The sequence below is a fragment of the Bdellovibrio sp. HCB209 genome, assembly GCF_047306065.1.
In the GTDB taxonomy this organism is placed as follows: Bacteria; Bdellovibrionota; Bdellovibrionia; order Bdellovibrionales; family Bdellovibrionaceae; genus Bdellovibrio.
Genome location: NZ_CP178618.1, coordinates 3438670 through 3462029, shown reverse-complemented (window position 1 = coordinate 3462029; position 23360 = coordinate 3438670). Strand labels below are relative to the sequence as shown.

The 23360-nt window shown below is 45.7% G+C and carries 20 protein-coding genes; 6 read left to right on the top strand and 14 right to left on the bottom strand.

What is annotated here, in order from left to right:
* Positions 1-28: 28 nt before the first annotated feature.
* The 10 genes from ACLVWP_RS16775 to ACLVWP_RS16730 form a co-directional block, all read right to left on the bottom strand.
* Positions 29-1927, bottom strand: a complete 1899-nt coding sequence (locus tag ACLVWP_RS16775; protein ID WP_413558806.1) for a hypothetical protein — start codon at positions 1925-1927, stop codon at positions 29-31.
* Positions 1928-2014: 87 nt separating this feature from the next.
* Entirely contained in the window at positions 2015-3019 is a 1005-nt protein-coding gene (hemH, locus tag ACLVWP_RS16770; RefSeq protein ID WP_413558805.1) for a ferrochelatase, read from the bottom strand.
* On the bottom strand, positions 3012-4223 hold the full coding sequence (locus ACLVWP_RS16765) for a protoporphyrinogen/coproporphyrinogen oxidase (RefSeq protein ID WP_413558804.1): 1212 nt from the start codon (positions 4221-4223) through the stop codon (positions 3012-3014). The genes hemH and ACLVWP_RS16765 overlap by 8 nt, the downstream gene beginning before the upstream one ends.
* Positions 4220-5569: an oxygen-independent coproporphyrinogen III oxidase gene (gene hemN, locus ACLVWP_RS16760; protein ID WP_413558803.1), complete on the bottom strand. Its 1350-nt coding sequence runs from the start codon at positions 5567-5569 to the stop codon at positions 4220-4222. Before hemN ends, ACLVWP_RS16765 begins: the two co-directional genes overlap by 4 nt.
* Positions 5566-6588: a uroporphyrinogen decarboxylase family protein gene (locus ACLVWP_RS16755; RefSeq protein WP_413558802.1), complete on the bottom strand. Its 1023-nt coding sequence runs from the start codon at positions 6586-6588 to the stop codon at positions 5566-5568. Before ACLVWP_RS16755 ends, hemN begins: the two co-directional genes overlap by 4 nt.
* A complete protein-coding gene (locus ACLVWP_RS16750) occupies positions 6585-7265 on the bottom strand; it encodes a response regulator transcription factor (RefSeq protein WP_413558801.1) in 681 nt (226 codons plus the stop codon). Before ACLVWP_RS16750 ends, ACLVWP_RS16755 begins: the two co-directional genes overlap by 4 nt.
* Positions 7265-8113, bottom strand: a complete 849-nt coding sequence (locus tag ACLVWP_RS16745) for a sensor histidine kinase (protein ID WP_413558800.1) — start codon at positions 8111-8113, stop codon at positions 7265-7267. The genes ACLVWP_RS16750 and ACLVWP_RS16745 overlap by 1 nt, the downstream gene beginning before the upstream one ends.
* Before the next feature lie 6 nt (positions 8114-8119).
* Positions 8120-9403: a glutamate-1-semialdehyde 2,1-aminomutase gene (locus tag ACLVWP_RS16740; RefSeq protein ID WP_413558799.1), complete on the bottom strand. Its 1284-nt coding sequence runs from the start codon at positions 9401-9403 to the stop codon at positions 8120-8122.
* Complete coding sequence (gene hemC / locus ACLVWP_RS16735; RefSeq protein ID WP_413558798.1) at positions 9391-10899, bottom strand: hydroxymethylbilane synthase; 1509 nt, start codon at positions 10897-10899, stop codon at positions 9391-9393. The genes ACLVWP_RS16740 and hemC overlap by 13 nt, the downstream gene beginning before the upstream one ends.
* Positions 10890-11789, bottom strand: a complete 900-nt coding sequence (locus ACLVWP_RS16730) for a hypothetical protein (RefSeq protein WP_413558797.1) — start codon at positions 11787-11789, stop codon at positions 10890-10892. Before ACLVWP_RS16730 ends, hemC begins: the two co-directional genes overlap by 10 nt.
* A 107-nt stretch (positions 11790-11896) precedes the next feature.
* Here ACLVWP_RS16730 and hemB point away from each other — a divergent pair, with 107 nt between their 5' ends.
* The 4 genes from hemB (at position 11897) to ACLVWP_RS16710 (ending at position 16224) form a co-directional block, all read left to right on the top strand.
* Entirely contained in the window at positions 11897-12880 is a 984-nt protein-coding gene (gene hemB / locus ACLVWP_RS16725; RefSeq protein WP_413558796.1) for a porphobilinogen synthase, read from the top strand.
* A gap of 171 nt (positions 12881-13051) precedes the next feature.
* Positions 13052-14452, top strand: coding sequence for a hypothetical protein (locus ACLVWP_RS16720; RefSeq protein WP_413558795.1), 1401 nt, complete (start codon positions 13052-13054; stop codon positions 14450-14452).
* A gap of 105 nt (positions 14453-14557) precedes the next feature.
* Positions 14558-14944 carry a hypothetical protein gene (locus ACLVWP_RS16715; protein WP_413558794.1) on the top strand — a complete coding sequence of 129 codons (387 nt, stop codon included), beginning with the start codon at positions 14558-14560 and terminating at the stop codon, positions 14942-14944.
* A gap of 158 nt (positions 14945-15102) precedes the next feature.
* The gene (locus ACLVWP_RS16710) at positions 15103-16224 is read left to right on the top strand and encodes a hypothetical protein (RefSeq protein ID WP_413558793.1); all 1122 of its coding nucleotides are present in this window, start codon (positions 15103-15105) and stop codon (positions 16222-16224) included.
* Positions 16225-16226: 2 nt separating this feature from the next.
* Here the strand turns inward: ACLVWP_RS16710 and ACLVWP_RS16705 are convergent, their stop codons facing one another.
* Genes ACLVWP_RS16705 through ACLVWP_RS16695 form a run of 3 tightly spaced genes read right to left on the bottom strand, consistent with a single transcriptional unit; the run spans position 16227 to position 19173 of the window.
* Entirely contained in the window at positions 16227-16787 is a 561-nt protein-coding gene (locus ACLVWP_RS16705) for a hypothetical protein (protein WP_413558792.1), read from the bottom strand.
* Between the two features lie 47 nt (positions 16788-16834).
* The gene (locus tag ACLVWP_RS16700) at positions 16835-18205 is read right to left on the bottom strand and encodes a hypothetical protein (RefSeq protein WP_413558791.1); all 1371 of its coding nucleotides are present in this window, start codon (positions 18203-18205) and stop codon (positions 16835-16837) included.
* Positions 18202-19173 carry an A/G-specific adenine glycosylase gene (locus ACLVWP_RS16695; RefSeq protein ID WP_413558790.1) on the bottom strand — a complete coding sequence of 324 codons (972 nt, stop codon included), beginning with the start codon at positions 19171-19173 and terminating at the stop codon, positions 18202-18204. Before ACLVWP_RS16695 ends, ACLVWP_RS16700 begins: the two co-directional genes overlap by 4 nt.
* A gap of 37 nt (positions 19174-19210) precedes the next feature.
* Between ACLVWP_RS16695 and speB the strand changes: the two genes are divergently transcribed.
* Positions 19211-20143 (top strand): agmatinase, encoded by a 933-nt coding sequence (speB, locus tag ACLVWP_RS16690; protein WP_413558789.1) that lies wholly within the window; start codon positions 19211-19213, stop codon positions 20141-20143.
* 294 nt (positions 20144-20437) lie between these two features.
* On the top strand, positions 20438-20989 hold the full coding sequence (locus tag ACLVWP_RS16685; RefSeq protein WP_413558788.1) for a transposase: 552 nt from the start codon (positions 20438-20440) through the stop codon (positions 20987-20989).
* 71 nt (positions 20990-21060) lie between these two features.
* Here the strand turns inward: ACLVWP_RS16685 and ACLVWP_RS16680 are convergent, their stop codons facing one another.
* A complete protein-coding gene (locus tag ACLVWP_RS16680) occupies positions 21061-23280 on the bottom strand; it encodes a phospholipase D-like domain-containing protein (protein WP_413558787.1) in 2220 nt (739 codons plus the stop codon).
* Positions 23281-23360: the final 80 nt, after the last annotated feature.

Sequence of the window (23360 nt, the reverse complement as noted above, 5' to 3'; positions counted from 1 at the left end):
GCTTCGTGATGAAGCCCTTTTTCGTTTTTTAAGGTTTTCTTGTTCCGCCGGTAGAGTCTGTTACCAAGCGAAGATCGAAAGAACGATCGTTGATCAGATTTTGGATGTACAACAGAGATTGATAAAGCTGTTGTTTTTCAAAGTTACCAAAACGGAAGTTGATCGATTCAGCCTTACGACCCGAGAACGTCATTTCGTACGTCACCAATTGCTCGAACTGATTGTCTGGCAATAGAGTCAGAACAAAATAAGCACCGTGGTCACGCCACATAGCAATTTTTTGCAAGCTTCTGAAAGCTTCGTAACGAGCTTTGTCCGTCATATACGGTTGAAGCAAGTATGAAAAGTTCGCAGCGATCTTAGCGATCTTGTTTCTTTTCAATTGATCCAGTGTTTGTCCTTGAGACTCAAGATAGTCTACGAACAATCTTTGAACTTGGCTTGCTGTATAGTTTGGCAAGACATCGTAAGCATCTGGATGAATACAAACTTGATGACGGAAGTAACCATTCACGATATCGCCATCAGAGAAATCCCAACGTTTCCAGTCGATTTGACGATAGATCCACTCTGGCAAAACTTCTTGAGCGCGGTTTTGCATTTTACCGAAGTCTTTTTTAGAAACGTTTCTCATACGAGCTTCGTAAAAGTGAGAAGCCGTAACCAAAGAACCCGGAGTCCATTTTTCATTGGAATTAAAGATAATGTGATCACCTTCAGTGATCTTGTTACCCCAGATACCATAGAAGATTTTAGATTGAGCAGATTTTTGGTAAGTATCAAGAAGGTATTGTTTCTCGATATTATTTGAATCGAAGTGCTGCAATTTGTTTTGCGAGTACATCGTGTTCGCTTCCAAACGCAACAAGCTCAAGGAAAGCTTATAGCGAGACATCACGTCCACAGAAGCATTTGAGCCTTTGAATACGCGGTCGATACGGCGTTGATCTGCTGGCAAAGTATGGTCAGCCATGTACAGGTCTTCAACCTCTGTCATGTCTGTCATCATTTCATTTTGTAATTCAGGACGAGAAGCTGTTGGATCAATCACTTTCAAGTTTTTGAACTTAAGCTTTTTGTTCATGAAGTTGTTAAAGGCTGTAGCAGCTTGTTCATTATTCAAGTTGAACACATAGTCCAACATGAAAACGTCATTCATGCTTTTACCGAAATTCAAAGACGTTGGTTTCAAATCAATCCAACGCTCCAGTTTTCTGTCGATCACACGAAGACCTACGACTTTCAATTTGCCTAGGTAATCGATGCTCGCACTAGCACCTGTTCCGCGGCTTCTCATCGTGATCAATTTCACGCGAAGCTTGTTGTCTTCCATGCGGTACAAGTGAATCATGAAATCCCCAGACATATAAATATGTGTGGAACCACCAAGTTCGATTGTCGGGTTCAAATCAGTAGAACCACCGATAGAGAACACGATATTCAATTTCCCTTGAAGAGCGACGAAATCGCCGACTTTCAATTTCTCGATCGCTTTTTGCGCCGTGAATGGGATCTTGTTCAATGTGTAGGGGATGGCTTTAAGAGAATCGCCTTGGGATTTAAATTGGCGAGCAAAGTAAACTTCAGTGCCTTGTTCGACTTTGAAACCGAATGGAGTGATGTCGCCGTCTACCAGGTCACCAACATCCACTGTTGAAGTAAGGATGTATTTATCCAAACGCGTGTAGTAGCCATCTAGGTAAGAAGGCTCTGACTTCGCTTTGTATTTCAGAGAAACATTCAAGCCATCGACAAGATCGCCGCTCAGGCCGATTGTTGCTCCAATATCTTGTTTGGCGATTTGCTTGCGGATTTTTTCTAGAACTTTTGATGGTTCGAAAATATCAAGGCCAGCGTGGGACGGAACGGGTGCAGAGAGAGTCAGTGCAAGTACGAACAAAACTGACTTCAAAGATGCGGTTTTCAAAGTTGCTACTCCTGAATAGTTAGGACCCCAAGTCTATTCAGGTTCTGTGATATAGCAAAGCGCAGCGGGTCAAAATAGAGTAATCTATCAACCTTGTGTGGAGACGAAGTCAGCGAACTTTTTCACCCAGTTTTGGTTCACATTCACGCACGGAACTAAGTGATAGTCTTTTCCGCCTGCGTGATGGAAGGTTTCTTCTCCACCAATACCGATTTCTTCTAGGGTCTCAATGCAATCTGCAACAAAGGATGGGCAAAGGACAGCGATGCTTTTTTTATTGGCAAGTTGAGCAATGGTGGCATCTGTTGCTGGTTTTAGCCATTCATCACGCCCTAGACGTGATTGATAAGAGATGCTCCATTGGTCGGAGGAAAGATTCATTTTCTTGGCGATGGCAGTTGCAGTCGCCAGGCATTGGGCTCGGTAACAAGGCTTATCGCAAGCCCGCGGTTGTATACAGCAGTCGGTAGTCGTCAGGCAGCCCGCATTCACTTTGACATGGCTTTCGGGAAGTCCATGGAAAGAGAAAAGGTAATGTCCGATCTCCTTTCCTTGCAGAAATTCTTGAGCGATCTCAGCACTTGGGTCGATAAATGAGGAATGCTGGTAGAAATCCCGAATGCTCTTCACTGTAAAAGTCAGTCCCAGTTTTTTGATCTGACGTTCAACTTCGCGAAGTGACGAACCTGTGGTTGCATCCGCATATTGCGGATACATCGGGACTAACAGGATATTTTTGACTCCGGCGGTGGCAAATGTTTGCAATGCTGAGGGAATATCCGGTTCGCTGTAGCGCATTCCCACCTGAACTAAATATTGCTCACCCAATTGTTTTTGCAAAAACGCGGCGAACTGATTGGTGTAAACGGTCAATGGAGACCCATTTTCCATCCAGATTTTTTTATAATTTCCGGCAGAAATAGGGCCGCGCTTAGGAACAATCAAAAGATTCACCAAAGGCCAGCGCAGGATGAAGGGAAGATTGATAACTTCCTTATCCATCAAAAAATACGTCAGATATTTTTTAACATCAGGGACTTGGTAAGTACGAGGGCTGCCGATATTTAAAAGTAAAACACCTGTTTTAGACATTCTGACCTGCGATCTGTTCACTTAAACGTTCACTGCGTTCTAGGATTTTACTAAGCCCAATTCCAGAGAGATAATTGCCGTGCAGGAAAAGTCCTTGAGGCATTTTGATTTGGGCCAATTCGTTTTGAACTTTTTCAAGTTCGATATCATAAATAGGTAAAGCACGATCCCAACGATTGATTTTCGCATCTAAAACAGCGTCTTGGCGTTTGAAGACGCGTTTTCTTTCGTCGGTCATTAATTTCAATAAATCAGCATCATTCAAATTCAAAAGATCCTGATTCTTATTGCCACCCATAATCCAAGTTTCATTGTAGGTCTTATCACGACCCGCAAAGATATAAGGAGGCATCAAAATACCCAGAGTACGAATGTTGAAACCACGAGGGATCAAACAACCGAAACCTTTGTACTTTGTTTGGGCTTTATCAAAAAACACCGTTGAGCTGATCAAAGAAGACATGCGCACTTTAGAAAGCACGGAGGAAACTTCAGGAGCTCTGTCTTTAAGTAAACTAGCCGCCGCCGCCGCCGAAGTCGCCAGAACCACGATGTCATTTAAAGACGCGATATCCACAGAGGAATTCAGATGGATCTTCACGCCTTTTTCTTGAAGGGCTTTTTCCAAGTGATTCACAAGGTCTTGCATGCCCTGGGCGCCAGACATCATGCCACGAAATTTCTCGCGCTCTTTATTAAACAGCGGAGAAATAATCAGTGAAGCGCTGAGGTCTTGCGGCTCATTCGCATAGATCCCTTGCATAGCGGGACCCAAAAGAAATCTTGTCGGAGCCTTGCCCAAGCGGCGAAGCCCCCAGGCTTCTAAAGTTTCTAGGGCTTTGGGCTTTAAAGAAGCTTTCGCGAAAAGAACTCTCGGCACGACTTTAAAGGCCACGGCAAGGACTTCAAAAGGATTCAAAGGAACTGGCAGAGGTTTTCCACGGAAGATAAATCTTTTTTTAGAGGACTCTAGCGGGAAAGCCGGTTTTAAACCGATATCGTTAAATAATTTTTCAGAGCGATCTGTCAGGATCAAAGAGTTGGCTGCACGCTCGGCCATTCCATACTCAGTATAGTCTGTACCTAAAAGACCACCCACGCGGGCAGCCTTTTCGTGAATCTCAACTTCAAAGCCTTTTCGAGCAAGTTTCAGGGCAATTGTGAGTCCTGCGAAACCCGCTCCGACAACTGTGACCTTCTTCATATAGACTGAGAGAAGATCTTAGTTTGAGGTTGTTTGGTTTTAAGGCGTTCATCAAAGAACACGCAAGCATTGCGCAAGAACGGACGACCTGCTTCCAAAACCATTAGCTTGTGATCTTTAATAACTAACAAGTTATCTTTGATCATTTCAGCCAGGAACTCAGAGGCCTTTTGTTCTTGTTCTGCATTTAGGAAGTCCACTTCAAACTCAGTCATCAGTTTTAAAATCTGACGACGGCGAACTTGGTCTTCATCCGTAAGAACATGACCACGCATTGTCGGGATCATGTCATCGTTCAAGCATTGCTCATACAGAGGCAAAACTTTTTCGTTTTGATGGAAGCTAAATGGAGTTTCAGAAATCGAAGAGACACCCAGACCCAAAAGAACATCGGTTCTTTGATCTGTGTAACCCATGAAATTTCTGTGCAGACGCTTTTCATCCATGGCGATGCTTAAGTTATCAGTCGGTAAAGCAAAGTGATCCATGCCCACTTCGACATAACCGGCTTTGATCAAAATTCCACGGGCGATCTCATAAAGCTCACGCTTTTCAGCAGACTTAGGAAGATCTTCGTCTTTGAACAGACGTTGTGCAGGTTTGATCCAAGGAACCAAGGCAAAGCTGTACAAGGCAATACGATCCGGGCGCAACTTCACAGTCGCTTCCGCTGTTTCACGAATAGAATCTGCCGTTTGTTTTGCCAATCCATAGATCAAGTCAAAATTCACGGACGTATAACCCAAATCGCGAGCTGCTTGAGACAAGTTCGCCGTGATTTCTAAAGGTTGAATACGATTTACCAGGCGTTGAACTTCAGGATTGAAATCCTGAACACCCATGCTCACACGGTTAAAACCCAATGTGCGCAGAGCTTTCAACTGTTCTGGAGAAGTACGACGAGGATCCACTTCGATGGAGCCTTCAAAGTGTTCTTTATCCAAGTTGCAGTCAGTGACGATCGGAGTAAGCAAGCGAAGCAAAGACTCAGCCGATAGGAACGTTGGAGTACCACCGCCCAAATGGATGTGTTTCAAAGGAGCTTTCAAAAGCTCTGGAGCCTGCTGTTTATACAGATTCCATTCTTTGATCAGCATATCGACGTAAGGAGTCTCTTTTGTATGGCTTTTTGTGATGATGTTGTTGCAACCACAGAAAGTACACAAAGACTCACAGAAAGGGATATGGATGTACAAAGACCATCCGCCATCACCTTGTTTCAAAGTCGCTTTTAAGTGGGAGATCCATTGCTCGCGCGTTGGATTTGTATCCCAGTAAGGAACTGTTGGGTAAGACGTGTACCGGGGAGCCGGCACATCGTATTTCGCTAAAAGGTCTTTAATCACGATAGCACCTCACGGACAGTGTCTATGAATAGCTTTACGTTTTTCTCTGGAGTTTTCGGCAATACGCCATGGCCCAAACCACAAACCCAACCCGCACGCGCTTCAGGAGACATTTCCTTCATCGGAGCTAGGAAGTTTTGTACCGCTTTTTTAAAGTCAGCGTCGTCCATGAACAACAAGCTTTGATCGAAGTTACCTTGAACGAAGCCTTTGTTTTGAACTTTGAAGCAATCTGGGATGTAGCAACGGTGATCGAAACCTTGGCCAGCCCATGGAAGCTCCGCGAATTCTTTATTAAAGAATGTCGGTTGAGTGCCTTTTGAGTAGTAACCGATTTTACCTGGGAATTCTTTAGCAAGAACGGAGATCACAGGTTGGATCCACTCTTTAAAGAACAACGGAGACACTTCACCAGCTGCCGTATCAAAGATCATGACCAGCTCAACGCCGCCATCCAATTGCAATTGAATGTTAGCTTTCAAAAGTGGAAGCATCTTTTCCAAGAATTTCGGGAACATATTGATCAATACTTTAGATTGAATCAAAGAACCTGCGTGGGAACCTTCAACACCGTAAACGAACAATGTCCAAGGACCGCCCACAAAGCCGATCAAACTTTTGTTTTTAGGAAGCACTTCGCGAGTTGCGATAACAGCTTCTTTTTGGAATTTCATGAATTCAATCGCTGGGGCTACCTCGCCCAAGTTGTTGATCGTTTCAGGATTTAGTTTAAAGCCCAATTGTGGACCGTGAGCGTCTGTGTATTTCAACCCCATGCCCAAAGCTTCCAATGGGAAAAGGATGTCTGAGAACAGGATAGAAACGTCAAAGTCGAATTCAGCCACAGGACCGCGAGCCACTTCAGCAGCTAGTTCAGGAGTTTTGCAAAGCTCTTCGAAAGAATTTTTCTTTCTCATACCTTGATAGTGCTGGTGATAGCGACCCGCTTGACGCATGAACCAGATCGGAGGAGTTTTCTGTGCTTTTCTTTGAAGAGCGTTGTGGAAAAGTGTGTTCATGTTGTTGTTTCCTCCGTGGACCATTGGTAGCCGATGCCGCGCACTGAACGAATGTGTGCATCGCCGTCTTGACCAAGTAAATGGCGCAGACGAACGATGATATTATCAATCGTACGGTGGCTTGGGTTCTTATCAACACCCCAAATTTCGTTCATGATCTCATCACGACTCAAAACTCGCGGTGCTTTATCAATTAATAACTGCAAGATCTTCATATCAGTTACAGCAGGGTACTCGATTTGACCCGAGTTCTTACGCACTGACATATTAGTAAAGTTAATCACACATGTTGTGAGCTGCACTTCCTTCAAAGGAGCGTGCGCATCCAAAACGTGTTTTACGCGGATCAAAAGCTCTTTCAAATGGAAAGGCTTAGGGATGTACTCCGCAGCGCCTAATTCAAAACCTTGCAGGCGAGACTCAGCATCTGCTTGTGCGGTTAAGAACAGGAATAAAACAGGAGAAACGAGTTTCTTCATTTTGGCAGCAAGCTCAAAGCCAGTGCCATCAGGAAGACCCACATCTAGGATCACCAGATCAAAATCTTTTTCTTTGTTGAACAAAGACCAAGCTTCAGAAACACTTTTACCCCAAGAAACGTCGTAATCTTTTTTAAGACGTTCTGTGAGTGTTTCACCTAGGGAAAGATCGTCTTCGACTAAAAGAACTTTTCTCATTACAGACGGCCCTCCATATGAAGAACGGATTTGAAACCCGCATTTTCAGCCGAGAGAAACTTCACATCGCCACGCATTTTTTCCATCAGACGTTTTGTAATCAAAAGTCCGATGCCGTTACCGCGGGAATCTTTAGAATTCAAAAGTTCAGAACCCAATTTGTTCGTTTCACCTTTAAAGCCCAGTCCGTCGTCCTCAAAGATCACTTCGAGGCGGCTTGCGCTTAAGTTACGAACGCTGATTTTCACAGTCGTCGCTTTTCCATGCAAAACAGAGTTCTGCAAAAGATTACGGACCACGCTCATTAGCGCGCGGCGGTCTCCAGAAATACGAGCATCGCGTTCAAGTTCAATAGAAAGATCCGCGAATTCACTGCGTAGATTTGCCAACAATTGGCTCAAGGAAATCTCCTCGTGCAAGAGGGGACTTACTTCAAGATTTGCTAGCAGGAGGGAGTTTTCAAGTTGCAGATCCAATCTTTGGATATCTGCAATCAGACGTTTCATCACCGGAGGACTGTTGCCTTGAAGGTCTTCTTCAAGAACTTCAGCTTGCAGTCTTAAGCGAGCGATGGACGTTTTAATGTCATGACTGAATGTAGAAAAGAAAAAGCGCAGACGATCATGACGTTTTTTATCACGGAAAGTAAAAACGATCAGCGAGATCCCGCCGATAAGGATTGAACCCAAAAGGATCGATCCTTCCCAGGCGATCATACGGTGCTGACGAGCACCCTCTAGTTTCAACAAGAAAAAGATCCACCACCAAGTCACAAGCGCAAACGTGAACGCGAACCAGATGATCGCGAGCACTGTTTTCAAATGTGACTTAAGGAAGTTCTTAATCATGGTCGATTACTCCGCAGAGCCCACGATGATGCTTGCAGCTTCTGCTAGCAACTCATCAGTATGAGCCATAGAAACGAAACCAACTTCGTAAGCATTCGGTGCCAAGTAAACACCTTTATCCAATGCCTTCAGGAACAAACCTTTGAAAGTCGCACCTTGGTTTGCAGGAATTTGCTCGATCGTGCGGATTGTTTTGCCGCTTGTATCGCCGTGGATCCAGAACAACGAAGAGTGTTGTTCAACTTTCAATGGCAAACCTTTTTTAGCGAAACCATCGCGCAATGCTTGAACGAATTTTTGCGTGCGTTTTTCAAGAACATTCCAGCCATCAAGTCTTTGCATCTTTTTAAGAGTCACAAGACCCGCACGCATACCGATTGGATTCGCAGACAATGTACCGGCTTGGTAAACATCACCACTTGGAGCAACCATGTTCATCAGTTCTGCGCGACCACCGTAGCAACCCACTGGGAAACCACCGCCGATAATTTTACCGTAAGTCACTAGATCTGGAGTGATACCTGTTTTTTCAACCATGCCGGCTAGGCCCACACGGAAACCAGAGATCACTTCGTCAAAGATCAACAAAGAGCCGTTCTTTTTGCAAAGATCAGCGACTTTTTGAAGGAATTCTTGGCGTTGGATCAAAAGACCATAGTTCGCCGGAAGTGGTTCGATGATCACAGCTGCGATGTCTTTACCTTGAGCCGCGAACACTTCAGCCAATTTTGCTTCATCATCAAGAGGAGCCACAACAGTCGTGTTGGCAACTTCAGCAGAAATACCCGCTGAAGAAGAAGCCGCAGCACCAGCCAAGCCTGAACCTGCTTTAACAAGCAAGTTATCAACGTGACCATGGTAGCAACCTTCGAATTTCAAGATTTTGCTACGACCTGTAGCTGCGCGAGCTACGCGAAGCGCAGACATAACTGCTTCAGTTCCAGAGGATACGAAGCGAAGTTTTTGCATGAATGGCAAAGTCGAAGTGATCCACTCAGCCAATTCTAGAGAGTAAATTTCAGTCGCACCGAAAGTCCAAGCTGTGTCCACCATGCGATGAACTTCTTCAGCGACTTCAGCGTCACGGTGACCCAGGATCAATGGGCCAAAGCTTTGGCAGAAGTCGATGTACTTTTTGTCTTCAACAGAAGTCAGGAAAGCGCCCTCAGCTTGTTTAAAGAAAACAGGAGCACGATCCAAGCCTTTGAAAGAACGAACAGGGGAGTGAACTCCGCCTGGAGCGACTTTAAGGGCGCGTTGGAAAAGTTCTTCAGATGTTACTTTGTGCATTGCTGTCTCCAGTTTTCTTGATCCAAGTAGATATTTAATTTTGATTCAGTGAAGTGACCTTGCTCTTGCAAGTACTGGCGGATGATTTTGAAAGTGTTGCCAGGACCGCAAGCATGGTGTTTGCCCAGAACTTCAGGGTATTTTTTTGCTGTATCTAAGAACTGACTGCCGCTGCTCCAGAAGAAGCATTCTTTGCCAGTCACAGGTGTCGCATTGTTTTGCTCACCCAAAGTGTAAGTCGCTATCAAAGGCATTTGGCGTGCGCCTTCTTCGTAACCTGTGTCGTGAGTTAGTTTTGCCCACTTCAAGTCCGTATTCGCTAGAATATCGATACGTGATTCTTCTTGTTCGCCCAATCCTTCAGAGCAACCGTGAACCCAAACGCCTCTTTGTGCCATGGCTTTCCAAGTGCGAGTTCCCGCAGTCCATACGAACTGATTGAACTGCAAACCTTCAGGCCAAGACTCACTTCTAGAAACATAAAGAGCATTAGTATCGGCTGGAACTTTCCAGTCGTTCAAAGGTTTTCTTTCGGCACGCACTTCAGAAGACCACATTTGATCCGCAGAGAATTGCGTTGGAGATTTTGTTGGTTTCAGTTCGCGAGTGTCGAGAACTTTACCGCCGTCAGTAAGACCTTTAAGGATAGTGATTTCGCCGTAAGGGCGAGACAAAACCGCCACACCAATCTTTTGATGGCAACCGCCACCAAAGCTTGCCAAGATATCGCGCTCTTTTTGCGCGCATTGGAAAGTCGTTGGGTTGTCGATTTTAGCAAGCAATGCTTTCAAATCCGCGCGATCTGCTTTGATCTCCACGGCCAAAGCGCCTTGGGCTGCTGCATTTGGATTAATACTCAAAGGAAGAGCTGCGAATTCAACCTGTGCTAGGTAAGAACGCAGAAGCTCTTGCACTTCTTTGAATTCAGGCTCTTTTGCTGTTAGCAAGCGATCTAAAGCTGCTTTCGCTACGATCAAGCCGTCTGTTTCGTTAGCTTCCAAAAGTTTGCGAATACGTGTTGGGATATTTCCACGAACACTTTCAAACTTTACGGATTCCAAGTTGAACGGAAGATGCTCTTTAAAGAAATTCGTCAAATTGTATTCACGACGAGGCGAAGAACTGAACACGCGCATTGTTTTAGAAGCGCGCATTTGTGCAAAGTGTGATTTTTTAACTAACAACAAGTCACGTTGATCAGCGCGAGGCAGTGTCGCTGCAATCACCGTTTCAGTTTTAGTTTCTGTTGGAAGGTCTTTCCAAGAGTGAACCACCATGTCGGTTTCGCCCTTGATCAACTCGCCAAAGAAGTCTTCAGTGAAAACGCCTTTTTCGGGGATTTGCCATAGGGGAGTCGTTAGGTTGATATCACCCAAAGATTCTTTGAACTTGAATTCGATCTCAAGTCCTGGATTCTTTTCTTTTAAGATTTCGCCAACCATATAAGCCTGGAGGCGGGCCAAGTCACTTTTGCGTGCGGAAATTCTCAGGCGCATATATCGTCCCAACCAAGTGGACGAAGCTCTGTTCTTTGCGCGAAGGCCAAGGCTTTCTCAAGCAGATACGATCTGATCTGTTCAAGTTTGGTGAGCCTGTCTTTTTTGGTCTCTTCGATTTCGGCAAAGAACTGTTGAAGGGTCATTAGTGTAACACGTGGGAACTGAGACTCGATCAATGCTGGAAGATTGTTTTCTTCACCGCGCAAATCATAGATAACATGAGGACGAGTGTCCTGCTTGCTGATCAATTCCAAGATGCGTGCGTCGCTGATAGGCGCTGCAATCACCATGGCTTCACCATGAACGTAAGCTTCGTTGTAGTTTACAATAGTCAAATTATCGTATTTCTCTGCGAAGCTGCGCATCTTCGTGCATTCACGGCAAAGAACTTGAACGGATTGTTTGTGGGCCAGCCACGGAAGGATTTCTTGCGCCAACTGACCGGAACCGCAAATAGTCACGGACTCCATATCCTTGGTATAGCGACGCAAAAGGCTGCCATAACTTTGTGATCCAATACCCACCAAATGTTCGGCGCGTGTTCTTTTCACTTCTGCCATGATGAAGTTCAACCATTTCTGATTGTCGGCAAATAGTGTGTCACCCAACGCCTTACGTGCCTCAACGAAGTTACGGAATTGACCGAAAACTTCTGTCTCGCCCACGATTGGTGAATGCAAACCACAAAGAATTTCAAGAAGAAGACTGAAAGCTTTCTCACCGCGAAGAATTTGATCTTCTGGTTCAAGTACTTCGACAAAACTGTTCACTTCATCTTCGCGGCAGAATAAAATCTGGCGCAAACATGTTCTCCACACGGCGGCGTCTTGCAGAGACTCTGCAAAATTTTTGCTGGATTTTCTATGAACGAGAAGTATATCTTCCATCTTGATTATTAGGTTTATCACTAACCTTTCATTAAAGTGTCATTGAAATGTCATTAACGCTTCTTTCCCAGAGTGAGACGTATAATGACTTCGAAACGAGGTTCTATATGAAGTTGACACAGAGACCCAGAAGAAACCGTCGCACAGAAGCAGTGCGACAAATGATCGCAGAAACAGATCTACGTCCCTCTCAATTAGTCCTGCCATTGTTCCTTGTCGAAGGCACAGGTCAGAAACAAGAAATTGCCTCTATGCCAGGCATTTTCCGCATGAGCCCCGATTTAATTTTAGATGAAGTCGCAAAGGCCGTGTCATTGGGAGTAAAAAGTTTCGATCTTTTTCCTGCTCTGCCAGAAACCATGAAGGATACAGTTGGGACAGAATCATTGAATCCGAATGGTTTAATGCCAACAACCCTGAAGAAAATTCGCGACAAGTTTCCTGAAGTCACTTTGATCACTGACGTTGCTCTAGATCCCTACTCCTCGGATGGACATGATGGCGTAGTGAAAAACGGTCTCATCTTGAATGATGAAACTGTAGAGATCCTCGCAAAGATGAGCGTTTTGCACGCGAAATCTGGTGCCGACATTGTGTCTCCATCGGACATGATGGATGGCAGAGTTGGGGCGATTCGTGAAGCTCTCGATGCAGAAGGTTTGATCGATACGGGCATTCTTTCTTACTCCGTGAAATACGCATCTAGTTTTTACGGTCCATTCCGTGAGGCTTTGGATTCTGCTCCTAAATTCGGAGATAAAAAAACTTATCAAATGGATTTCCGCAACACGCGTGAAGCGATTCGCGAAATTGATTTGGATGTGGCCGAGGGTGCTGACATCGTCATGGTGAAACCAGCGTTGTCATATTTAGATGTGATCGCAAAAGTCAAAGCTCACACAAATATTCCTGTGGCAGCCTACAATGTGAGTGGTGAGTACGGCTTGATCAAGCACGGTGCTAAAGCCGGCTTGATCGATGAAACACGCGCGATGGTGGAGACTTTGTATTCTATCAGAAGAGCGGGCGCTGACATTATCTTCACTTACTTCGCTTTGCCGATGGCAGAGTGGCTTCGTAAAAATTCCTAGTTTTTTGGGAACAGCTCTCTTTTGTTCGAGGGCTGTTCTTTCCTGACCCAGCTTGTGTTCGAGGTGGGTGTCTTATTTTGATTCATTTGCCGTTTCATAGGGAAAAACCATAAGTTTCATTCGGATTCTGCCGAAAAGTCCAGTAGGGAATGTTTAACCAAGGACTGCCAAATGAAGCACATGAACAAAGTATTGGCCGTGGGTCTTCTTGTCGTCGCATTTCAAAACTGCGCACCACAAAACACAACTTTCACAAAAGCAGAAATGGCATCGCAAACTGCTCCTGCAGAGGAAGTAGTTCCGAATTGTTTTGGTCGCACCGAAGGTACGACATGGTGGGTGCCGTCTAATGAGTTGTTACAAGAAAACGGCGTTTGTCAGTATGGCGGTGACCTTGCTTATTCCTATGCAAAAGAAATCGAATTGATTTGTCACCAGGGCAATGCCGTTCCAACTGGTAAATCACAAAAAGGAAACTTGGTTGCGACGACAGGTGCTTGCTTGCCGGCAACTTGTAATGGCAAACCTCAAGGTAGCACTTGGACAATTCCGAATGGAACTGTTTCTGAGCCACAAGCTTGTCCTTCAAGCTCGGTTGTGGTGAATGCGATCTATAATAAAAATGACACTTATATCTGTGATAACGGTAAAGAGAACTTTGTAAAATCTGAAAAGGGTTCTTACATCGGTTTGGATAAATCTTGCCCGGCTCCAGATCTGGATGCGGCTTTCTCGAGTGAGAAAGTAGCGATCAATACGTCTGCTGGTCTGATCACGGCGGGTTACAACGTTAGCAACATGGCTTACTCATGCTCTGATGGTCAATCGGGTGTGTTGCCTGTGGCAGCGACTTCGACTTCGATCAAAGTTTCTCAAGACCTTGCTTGTACTGTGAAAGGTACGAACTCAGCGGGTGCGTCAGTAAGTAAGACCGCTTCGATTTCTGTGACTTGCGGAAGCAACGAAGTGAAATCGGGTGGTAAGTGTATCGTGTACGCTTGTAAGTCTTTTGTGGAAATCACTTCATTCCCAGTTGTGATTCCTGAAAGAACAGACGCGGGTGTTTGTTACTATGCGAAGCTTTTCAATAAGATCGCAACGGGGCCATCATCAGGTTCACGTTTGGATTTCGTGTCCGCTCGTAATCACGCCTCTTCGTTGGGTGCAGACCCGAAAAACGTGGCGGCTCCGTATGTGATGGGTGCCTTTACTAATAAGGTGACATTGCAAGGTGAGCGCTCTGTGAAATTATCAGGCTCTAGCAATGCTCTGACTTCGATCTTGGTTGATAACTTTGTCTTGATGGGTAGCCGCTTGGCTTCAAGCACAGCTGCGATCTCGAATTACCGCGCCTTCGGTTCTGCCGATGCAGCGATTGGTACAACAGGTAAAATCAAAGTGAACAATGCGGATGTGGCTCTGCAAGCCTTCGAGTCCGGTGGTACAGCGACGATTGGTACGTTGTTACTGACTAGTGACTTCAGTGTTGGCAAACAGTACGAGCTCAACGTGAACGCGCTGGATTGCGGTGGCTCGAAAGCGTTGTCTGATATCTACTTAGTCTTCCAATAATTCCAAAGGTACGTCCTTACCTGAGTAGGTAAGGACGTACCTTTTTTGATTTTCATTGAGGCCTCTTTGTTTGACACAAAGAGGTTTTGTCGTTTTGATCATCGCATGAAAACAATCCTCGGCTCATTCTTGGTATCGTTGCTTATGACTTCTGTGGCTCACGCAGATGTGGACCCAGCCTACAATGGTGTTCGCTGCCGCACTGAAGACAAGAAAATCAAAATTCACGTGGCGATTCCCAACAACCGACCGTTGGGAATGTATTGGATCGAAAATGATCGTGTGACTGTCATTTCAAATCGCGTGGAAGAAATGGATCACGTCGTTGTTGGCTATGATGGAGATCTCAAACACATCCTGAATTTCGACCAAGGTTTTTATCGCGAAGTTCAAAAGAATGGCCGTGTCACGAAAGACATCCGCGGGATGAACTGCGTGTACTGTCCGGCGGAGATGGATTACTGCCCGGGAGAATTCGATAACAATCCATAGAGGATATTTCCCTTCTAAGGGAGCACCGAGCGTCAGCAATTTTGGTCTCTCCCTTCGTTGTGTCTCAGATTGAGATCCCTATCTCGTCCTAAATAAATCTGAGCTCGCACAGCTGTTGCAACTTCTTTGGTATCTACGAAACCCTAAGGAAGCTGTGAATGAAAAAGTTTGTGGTGCTCTTTTTACTTATTCATTTTGTCTGTTTTTCTCTAGCTCGGGCGGCGGACTCTGCTTCACCAGAGATTATCTTTTTTGAGAAAAACGCTGCTGGTGTTGAGGAAGTTGTCTTTCGCGATCAGCACAGTACGCAGGTTTTAGGTGAACTTCAGACCTTGCCTAAAGGAACTCGTTTGTATCACTGGGAAAAGGCCACTGCTTCACAGATTAAATCCTGGAATGCGGAAGGAAAGATTTCTGCCGAGCGATTGGAAAAACTAAAAGGACCTAGCCGTGAGTTTTCTGGCGGTGGATACTACGTTTCATTGAGTCCGTTGGACTCTGTCAATTACGGGAATACCGTGGTGATTGTAGAGCTCCCTAAAGATATTAAAATATTAAAACTGTACGCTCCGCTGAGCTGGAGTGCGAACGGCTTTCGAGCTGCTGTTGAAAAGAAAGGTATTTCTGTTTTGACAGTTCCCCACACTCCAACGTGGATGAACCTTTTTGATGCTGAAGCTTTGACGAATATTCATGTGGGGACAGAGAAAGATTTCGTCGATTTTAAGTTTGATGGCTTTGAGAGACCTTGGAATTACGAAAAGTTCTTTGAGCTTTTTCCGGGATTAAAAAACTCGGAAAGTTTAAGCTCGGCGTCTGAAAAAATGACCTCCATCTATAAATCCCTCAAAAAACCAAGTGAAGAAGCGCGTCTGGCGGTCGAAGCTATCGTGAAAACGGGCTCGATGAATTTGGTCACGGACGTATTTAAAAAAGCTTCAGCTGAAAACATTAGTATGAAAGCCATTAAAGACGCGGTCGACGGCTATAGATATGCCTCGATGAAAGAACTTTACAAGACTCTAAAATCAGATCCGGAAAAGCTGAACTATGCATTGTCGGAAGGGATGAGGAGTGACTACTTTTTCTTGTCTAATTCTGCCATCACGGCTCTTGCGTCTGCTCCGTTGAGTGTTTCTCAAAGAACATTGATTTTACAAAAGTTCGAGGAGCGGAACGGCGGCAATATTAATTATCAAGCACGGGCCTTGATAAACAGCTACAAAATGAAACCGGGGCAGTGGCTGCCGCATCAACTTTGCAGTGCCGTTTTTAATTAAAGCTATTTTTTAAGAGACGGTTTTTCTTCGGGAGTGACCCAAGAGAACGTCTTGATGATTTGATTACATTGCTGCAGAGACTTAGAGAAAGTGTCTTTGCTATCCAAGCAAGTCATGATCGCGACTTTGTCGTCATTTTTCAAAACAACCTGACGGATCTGTTTGTTCTTTGCTCTGGAAAGCATATCTACGATCAATGCTTGATTGCCGTTCAAATTAAACTGTTTCGTCGCCAATACCTCAAAGCCATAGCTTGGGTAGTCGCGCATCCACTTGCGTGTGTAAAGATCCAAAGATGCATTTTTAGCCACACGGTCCGTGCGCACGCTCAACGAAGCTGCATCGGGATTGTTCTTATCAGCAAAGCGAATGGTATCGAGAAGACTGTCTTCAGAAGTGGCGACCGTGGTCCACGTGCTGCCTTCTGTTTTCAGTGTGAAGCCCTTGTGCATGAAATAAAGTCCTTTTTCTGGCGCAGTCAGCGCAGAAGTACTTGTTGCAGGGTATGGAGCTGCAAAAGCTAGTAATGGACTTGAAATAAAAAGGGCGATCAACGTTCTCACCCTTTTAGGTTAGCAAGGGACCAAAGCCCCAGCAAGAGCAAAGGTCTTTATTTCACGGGTGTAGGCGCCGGAGTCGCTGTTTCCGTAGAAACTGGACTCGCAGAAGGCGTTACAGAGGGCGTGGGAGACGGTGTTTCCACGGGTTTAGGCGTGGCACTCGGTGTGGTTGTAGGCGATGGAGCTGTTGTAGGCTCTGCCACAACGGGAGCGGCTTTGGAGCTTTCCGTGGTAGTTGGCGTTTCAGCAGGCGCAGTTACTGCTGGGGTAGGAGTCGGTGCTACTGGAGCAGCTTTGCGCTTTCTTTTCGGTGTTGGTTTAACAGTCGGAGCCGGAGTGACCGCAGCAGTGGATTCAGCTGCTGGGATTTGTGGAGTCGCAACAACAGGCGTTTCTGTTTTCGGTTTGTTTGTCACAGGTTCCGGAATGCAAGCACCCAAGTCTGTTGGCAAGTCGACAGTGTAAATTTGCTTTTTGTCCTGGAAGTTACGCGTGAACGCCAGACGTTCTTTTGTATCGTTAGAAACAACGGGGAACATCAAAGAGTCAGCACCTTTGAAAACAAGCTGCGTGCATTTTGTTTCAAGATCATAGACCTCGATGTGATGTTTCTTTTCGCCTTTCCTAAGAACGCTATAGAACAAGCGTGCAGGGGAGCGTGGGGCAAAAAATAAATCGCGATATTCGCCCTCTCCACCTTTAAGTTCCACCGTGTGTTTGGTTTTGAAATCCAACAGGTGCAGACTTTGTACTTTCGTTTTCAAATCTGTTTCGATGTAAGCCAGGCGAGAGTTGTCTGCTGTCAAAGCAGGCGAGCGGCGATCTTTACCAGTTTCTGCTGCCACAAGGCTTACAAAAGAAGATTTCAAATCCATTCTAAAGATGCCTGTCACTTCTCCGCGGCGGGAAGTAAAAACTACGGAAGGCTTTGTTGGATGAGAAATCAAATAGGATTCGCCGTCATAGCCGGGTTGATTGGTGATTCTTAAGATTTCAGCACCGAAGCGATCGCTGACATAAATTTCCGATGGAGGAAATTCTTTGTTGGGATTTTTGTTTAAAAAAGGACTTTCTTTGATCTCATCTGTTGTCGAGGAATAGATGATTTCCATGTCACTGACATAAGAGGGGTCAAAGGCATCGCCATCTTGAAACGTCACACGACGTTCCTTGTTGCGGATCAAATCCGTTTCAAAAACTTGTGCGTTCTTTTGACTAGGGCGACCACGGCTGACGTAAATCAAGCGGGTGCCGTTGGCAGAAAAGCGGGGTCTTTCGTTATCACCTTGGAAAGTGATTTGCTTCACATCTTTTTGCAGAAGGAAGTCAGGAGTCAGAAGATCTTTCGTTGGGCTTGTGTGAGAACATCCTGCTGCGAGGATGCTGCCCAAAATCGTGATCTTCAAACTCTTGTTGCTCATATCTCTACCTTGTGAAGAACTTTTTGTAACAGTGAAGAGGGGTTTACTTTCTTCAGATTTTTCAACTCAACCCACTGGATACTTCGGTCGCTCAGACTCTTTTTTTGAGCGATTTTTATGAAGATATCATGATGTGTGATGTTGTGTTTAGCATCATAGTCTTTGGGCTTGTCACTATTTTGAGAAATTGTTCCTGGGAAAATCATTTGCCCTTTAAGGAACGGAGCATAGTCGTTTTGTACGAGAGCGACTTTATTGTTCTTGATTGAAACAACCGGGTTCCAAACCCAGACTTCACTCTGTTTTCTTGGCTTTTTCAGAGGTAATTTCTCGACCAAATTCTTTTCACGCGACACGCAGTCTGTGGACCAAGGGCACATCAAGCACATGACTTTTTGTGGAGTGCAGACAGTTGCTCCCAATTCCATCAGACCCTGATTGACGGAGTCAGAATTTCCAAACGAAGAAAGTTTGTCGGAAAGATCCTGCAATTGTTGGCGAGCTTTTGTATTCCACCATTCAATTTTTAAACCATAACGACGTGACAGAACGCGGATAACATTTCCATCCAACACGCCGACTTTTTCACCAAAGGCGATGCTGGCCACAGCACGTGATGTGTACGGGCCAAAACCTGGAAGCTCCAAAAGTTCAGCCGCTGTTTTCGGAAAACCATTTTCAGCTAATGCCTTAGCCGCTTTATGAAGATTGCGTGCGCGGGAGTAATAACCTAGACCTGCCCAAGATTCTAAAACATCCGCTTCGGGAGCTTTGGCTAGGTCCTGAACTGTGGGAAAGTTTTTAAGAAACTTTTCGAAATAAGGGATCACGGCGACCACAGTGGTTTGCTGTAGCATCACCTCAGAAAGCCAGATTCTGTAGGGATCTTTATTTTCACGCCATGGAAGAGCGCGGCGGTTCTTTTTGTACCACTGAATCAATTGTTTTTGGTCGCGTTGATAGTCCATCGGCGGTAATGTAGTCTAGATAAATGAGGAGTCAATAATGGAATACAAACCTCTCAGTGGACGTGAATTTCCCCGCTTTTCTGCAATTAAAACCTTCTTCCGCTTGCCCTATGTAGCAATTGACGCGGACTACGAAGTTGGAATCTTTGGTATTCCTTATGACGGCGGCGTTTCCTATCGTCCCGGGGCTCGTTTCGCTCCGACAAAAATGAGAGAGGTTTCATCTTTGGGTCGTGGTTTCCACATGACTCGCATGGAAAATTTCTTTGAAAAACTAAAAGTCGCTGACATCGGTGACTGCCCAACAGTTCCTATCGATCAGGGACAAACTTACGAACGCATCGAAAAGTTCGTAGGCGAACTTATGCAACACAATAAGAAATTCGTTTCTATCGGCGGAGACCACTCCACGACGTTGCCAGTTCTGCGCGCTTTAAGAAAAAAATATGGTAAACCTTTGGCCTTCATTCACTTCGACGCGCATTTGGATACATATCCAGCGGCGTGGGGTTGTGAATACCATCACGGAGCATTTGCTCGTCACGCTGTTGAGGAAGGTTTAGTAGATCCCAAGAAAATGGTCCAAATCGGAATCCGCGGCCCGTTGGCAGCAGGCGGTGATTTAGATTTCGTAAACAAACACGGCATTCGCGTGATCACTGTTGATGATGTTCGCAATTTGCCCATCAACGAATTTTTGAAAACGTTGCCAACGTTCGACGACACTCCAACCTACATCAGCTACGACATCGATAACTTGGACCCAAGCTGCGCACCAGGAACAGGAACGCCCGTTCCAGGTGGTTTGACGACATATGAAGTGCAACGCATCTTCCGCGCTTTGAAAATTCCAAACTTGGTCGGTTGTGACATTGTAGAAATCTCACCGCCCTTCGACCACGCCGACATCACGGCTCTCGCCGGAATGGACGCCATGTTCGAAATGCTCCACCTATTCAAAACCAAATAGCTCTAAGTCCGCGGGGCCCATCCTCTCGGTCAAACCATAGCACCAACCCCTAAGAAGACTCCTTGGGGGTACCGGTCACACCGCACCCATCTCTTCATCCTTCTTAATTAAAAATCATGATCCTCGGGGGTATCGGTCACCAACCACGACGGTCGATTCCGCTCAGCCTTCCAATATTCGGATCGACTCGTCCTCAATCGCCGCGAGCTTTCATTAGCAGGAGCTTCTCTTTTTGCATCGACTCCCACCATTCGGGGGTATCGGTCACGACTTCCCCGGCAAAGGAGTCAGCATATGAAGCAACAGACTTTTTCAGAGTTAGAAACTCATTGGCGTTTTCGATATTGCCATGGCGGAACACTTCGGAAGTCGCGAAAGGGGAGAGGCGCACGCCCTCTTTCCAGTAAAGATCCGATTCATCTTGTTTTTAAAATCAATAAGGCGGCCGTGAGCAAGGGGCTTCGCAGTCCGCGCACATTTTCACTTTTGAATGTTCTGCTTAGAAAGTACTCGCGCAAATTTTTTGTGAGCATTGAGCAGTGTTCAATTCAGGTGGACCACATTCATATTCTTATTCGTGGGGGTCGCCGATCAGCGATTCAAAGTTTTCTGCGGGTGTTGGCGGGGCAGTTTGCTCAGTGCTTGACCGATACCTTCACGACGAAGCATGAGGGTGAAAAAGTTTGGAAGCATCGACCGTTCACGCGAGTTATTAAGGGATTTAAGCCATACAGAATTGTGCGGGATTATATTCAGTTGAATGAAAAGGAAGCTTTAGGGATGCCGTATTCGAAAACGCGTCTGAGGGGCATGTCGGTGGAGCAGTTGCGGGAGTTGTGGGTGTGACCGATACCCCCGGGTCGCAATAATTGGGTCATGACCGATACCCCCGGGGAGGCAGAGGGTGAAAAAGGGGATTAGAAGTAGGAGTCGGCCCAGTCGATCAAGTGACCGTTGATCCAACCTATTTTTTCTTCGAGGGTTAGGAGTTTGCTGCGGCTGAGGTAGCTCAATACTTCTTTGCGGAGGTCTTGGGCTGTGGCTTCGTGGAGGATTAGCAAACCGCTCTCGGTGTCGTGGATGAAACTGCGGCGGTTTAAGTTCACGCTGCTGACGAAGCTGAGCTTGCCATCAATAACTAAAATTTTGGCGTGCATGATGGAGTTGGATTCTGTCCATTCATAGACCATGACATTTTTCAGATGGCGATTGATGCCTTGTTTGTTCACGTCCTCTGCAATTTGCGGAGTTCCGTCACCCGCCAAGTGAATACGCGTGATGACCTTTAGATTTACTCCACGTGCGGCCGCGCGATCCAGGGCTGCGCTGATGGCGACAGACGGGCGGAAGTAAGGTGTCGTGAGTAGCAACTCTTTCTGGGCCGAGTCGATCATCTCAATATAGAATCTCTCTAGCTGATAGCCATCGAAATACGGCACTGAAACAATGTGACGAACTAGCGGCTTAGACGCCGGAACGGCTTGAATACTTCTAACAAAATCTTTATTCACGGTGACCGGAATATTCACGTTCGTCGAACGGAAGCGTTGAGTGGAGGGCTCGCGATTCCAGAAGTTCAACATTTGCGACAGCGTGTGCTTTACGATCTCAGTGCCGCGCAGTTCGACGTCGAAATCGTTGTAGTAAATGTAAGCCTCTTCTCCATCACCATAGTTTTTCAAATGCTTGTACGCACGATAAAATGGAGTCTCTGGAAAAATATAAGAGTCACGGATATTACGACCACCCGTGATCATGAAGTTCGCAGATGGATCTGTGGCAGAGTAGCCCAGTAGCAACTTTGTATGATTCACGCGATGAAAGCGATCAAACCAAGTCCCGTCTTTGTCGTCGGTCACAGAATACTTATAATACTGAACTTTCACATTCGGAAGATCACGCATCAACCAAGTCACGATCTCGCGATCTTTGCGAGTCATGGTGACCTGAGGAACCAAGATGCGCACTTGAGTGCCACGTTCAGCATGATAGCGAACAGCGCGAGCTGTGACCATACCAGAAAAGTCAGCCGAAAAGTTCAATGAAGAAATCCAGATCACATCAAAGCGAGGAGCTTTGCGGAAATCCAAAGTCGCCATCGGATTCTTATTTTTGAAATCACTTTTAAGCAGTGGAGCGCCCGTCAAAGAAATCACTCGACGATCCATAGCCAAATGCGGATCACGCAAATTCGTATAGCGATCAAAAGTTTCAGGGCAGGTCGTGAAATTGAAATCCTGCATCCAGAAGAAACCATCTGGATTTTTACCAAAGCCATCGGTGATCTGAGGGCATACGTCCACTTGGCTAGTCAGTTTCATCCATTCAGGAGAGATGTCACGCAAGCTTGCCAAAGGAAAGCCATGGGTCCACGTCGATGCACTGTCGGGATCGTAATAACGGAACTGGCATTGGCTGACGTTGGAATCAAATCTCACAGAGATGTTCTGCGCATTTTCATTCGCGTAATACCAATTGAATTCATAAGTGCGAGTGCGTTCATCGGGAAGCCAAAAGAACTTTGAAGGCGCAATGATATCGCCATTACATTCCAGACGAGCTTTCAAGAAATCCTTACGGATTCTTTCGTCTTTGTCTTTCGCGAAAACACCGGCGTCTTTTTTGATCTCGTTTCTAAAACGCAGTGAATAGTCGGCAAAGAAGCGATGCTCTAGTGGAAAGGGATTGGTTGCCCGATTGCCCAGGCGGAATTCTTCCAGATCACGAATGCTGATGATCTCTTGTTTTTCAAACAAAGGACGACGGAATGTGCTTTGGAACCAAGGACCCACTCCATTCCAACTGCGATCATCAAACTTACGGCCTAGCTCATCACGCAAGGACTGACGTTCGATCATCAGACGTTGAATAGCTCCCCGTGTTTTAGGATCAGAAATTTTTGAAAGATCAAAAAGGGGGGCATTGGAAGTCATGATCTTTGAAGGCGCCACCTGAAAAAGCTTCTGACTGTAGCGCCAATCGTTATTCCAGAATTGTGAAAGTTCCAGGTCGATTTCTTGAATGCGTAGGATGCGGTCTTCATCGGTTTGGATGGAGCTCGGCCCACGCTGTGCACTGGTGCAGGCAAGCAATCCAAAAATCGTTGAAATAATGAATGAAATCAATAATCCACGCATCAAAAGCTGATCGGTTTTTACGAGGGATAAATGTAGAAATTAAGCTCGATCTTGGTCTGGTATTTCAAATAAAAAAAGCG

Excerpts from the sequence above, each read along its gene's own strand:
- ACLVWP_RS16680 (WP_413558787.1), bottom strand. The coding sequence starts at position 23,280 with ATGCGTGGATTATTGATTTCATTCATTATTTCAACGATTTTTGGATTG.
- speB (WP_413558789.1), top strand. The coding sequence starts at position 19,211 with ATGGAATACAAACCTCTCAGTGGACGTGAATTTCCCCGCTTTTCTGCA.
- ACLVWP_RS16765 (WP_413558804.1), bottom strand. The coding sequence starts at position 4,223 with ATGAAGAAGGTCACAGTTGTCGGAGCGGGTTTCGCAGGACTCACAATT.
- ACLVWP_RS16720 (WP_413558795.1), top strand. The coding sequence starts at position 13,052 with ATGAAGCACATGAACAAAGTATTGGCCGTGGGTCTTCTTGTCGTCGCA.
- ACLVWP_RS16685 (WP_413558788.1), top strand. The coding sequence starts at position 20,438 with ATGAAGCAACAGACTTTTTCAGAGTTAGAAACTCATTGGCGTTTTCGA.
- hemC (WP_413558798.1), bottom strand. The coding sequence starts at position 10,899 with ATGCGCCTGAGAATTTCCGCACGCAAAAGTGACTTGGCCCGCCTCCAG.
- ACLVWP_RS16715 (WP_413558794.1), top strand. The coding sequence starts at position 14,558 with ATGAAAACAATCCTCGGCTCATTCTTGGTATCGTTGCTTATGACTTCT.
- ACLVWP_RS16730 (WP_413558797.1), bottom strand. The coding sequence starts at position 11,789 with ATGGAAGATATACTTCTCGTTCATAGAAAATCCAGCAAAAATTTTGCA.
- ACLVWP_RS16755 (WP_413558802.1), bottom strand. The coding sequence starts at position 6,588 with ATGAACACACTTTTCCACAACGCTCTTCAAAGAAAAGCACAGAAAACT.
- hemB (WP_413558796.1), top strand. The coding sequence starts at position 11,897 with ATGAAGTTGACACAGAGACCCAGAAGAAACCGTCGCACAGAAGCAGTG.
- hemH (WP_413558805.1), bottom strand. The coding sequence starts at position 3,019 with ATGTCTAAAACAGGTGTTTTACTTTTAAATATCGGCAGCCCTCGTACT.
- ACLVWP_RS16695 (WP_413558790.1), bottom strand. The coding sequence starts at position 19,173 with ATGGACTATCAACGCGACCAAAAACAATTGATTCAGTGGTACAAAAAG.
- ACLVWP_RS16740 (WP_413558799.1), bottom strand. The coding sequence starts at position 9,403 with ATGCACAAAGTAACATCTGAAGAACTTTTCCAACGCGCCCTTAAAGTC.
- ACLVWP_RS16745 (WP_413558800.1), bottom strand. The coding sequence starts at position 8,113 with ATGATTAAGAACTTCCTTAAGTCACATTTGAAAACAGTGCTCGCGATC.
- ACLVWP_RS16700 (WP_413558791.1), bottom strand. The coding sequence starts at position 18,205 with ATGAGCAACAAGAGTTTGAAGATCACGATTTTGGGCAGCATCCTCGCA.
- ACLVWP_RS16710 (WP_413558793.1), top strand. The coding sequence starts at position 15,103 with ATGAAAAAGTTTGTGGTGCTCTTTTTACTTATTCATTTTGTCTGTTTT.
- ACLVWP_RS16750 (WP_413558801.1), bottom strand. The coding sequence starts at position 7,265 with ATGAGAAAAGTTCTTTTAGTCGAAGACGATCTTTCCCTAGGTGAAACA.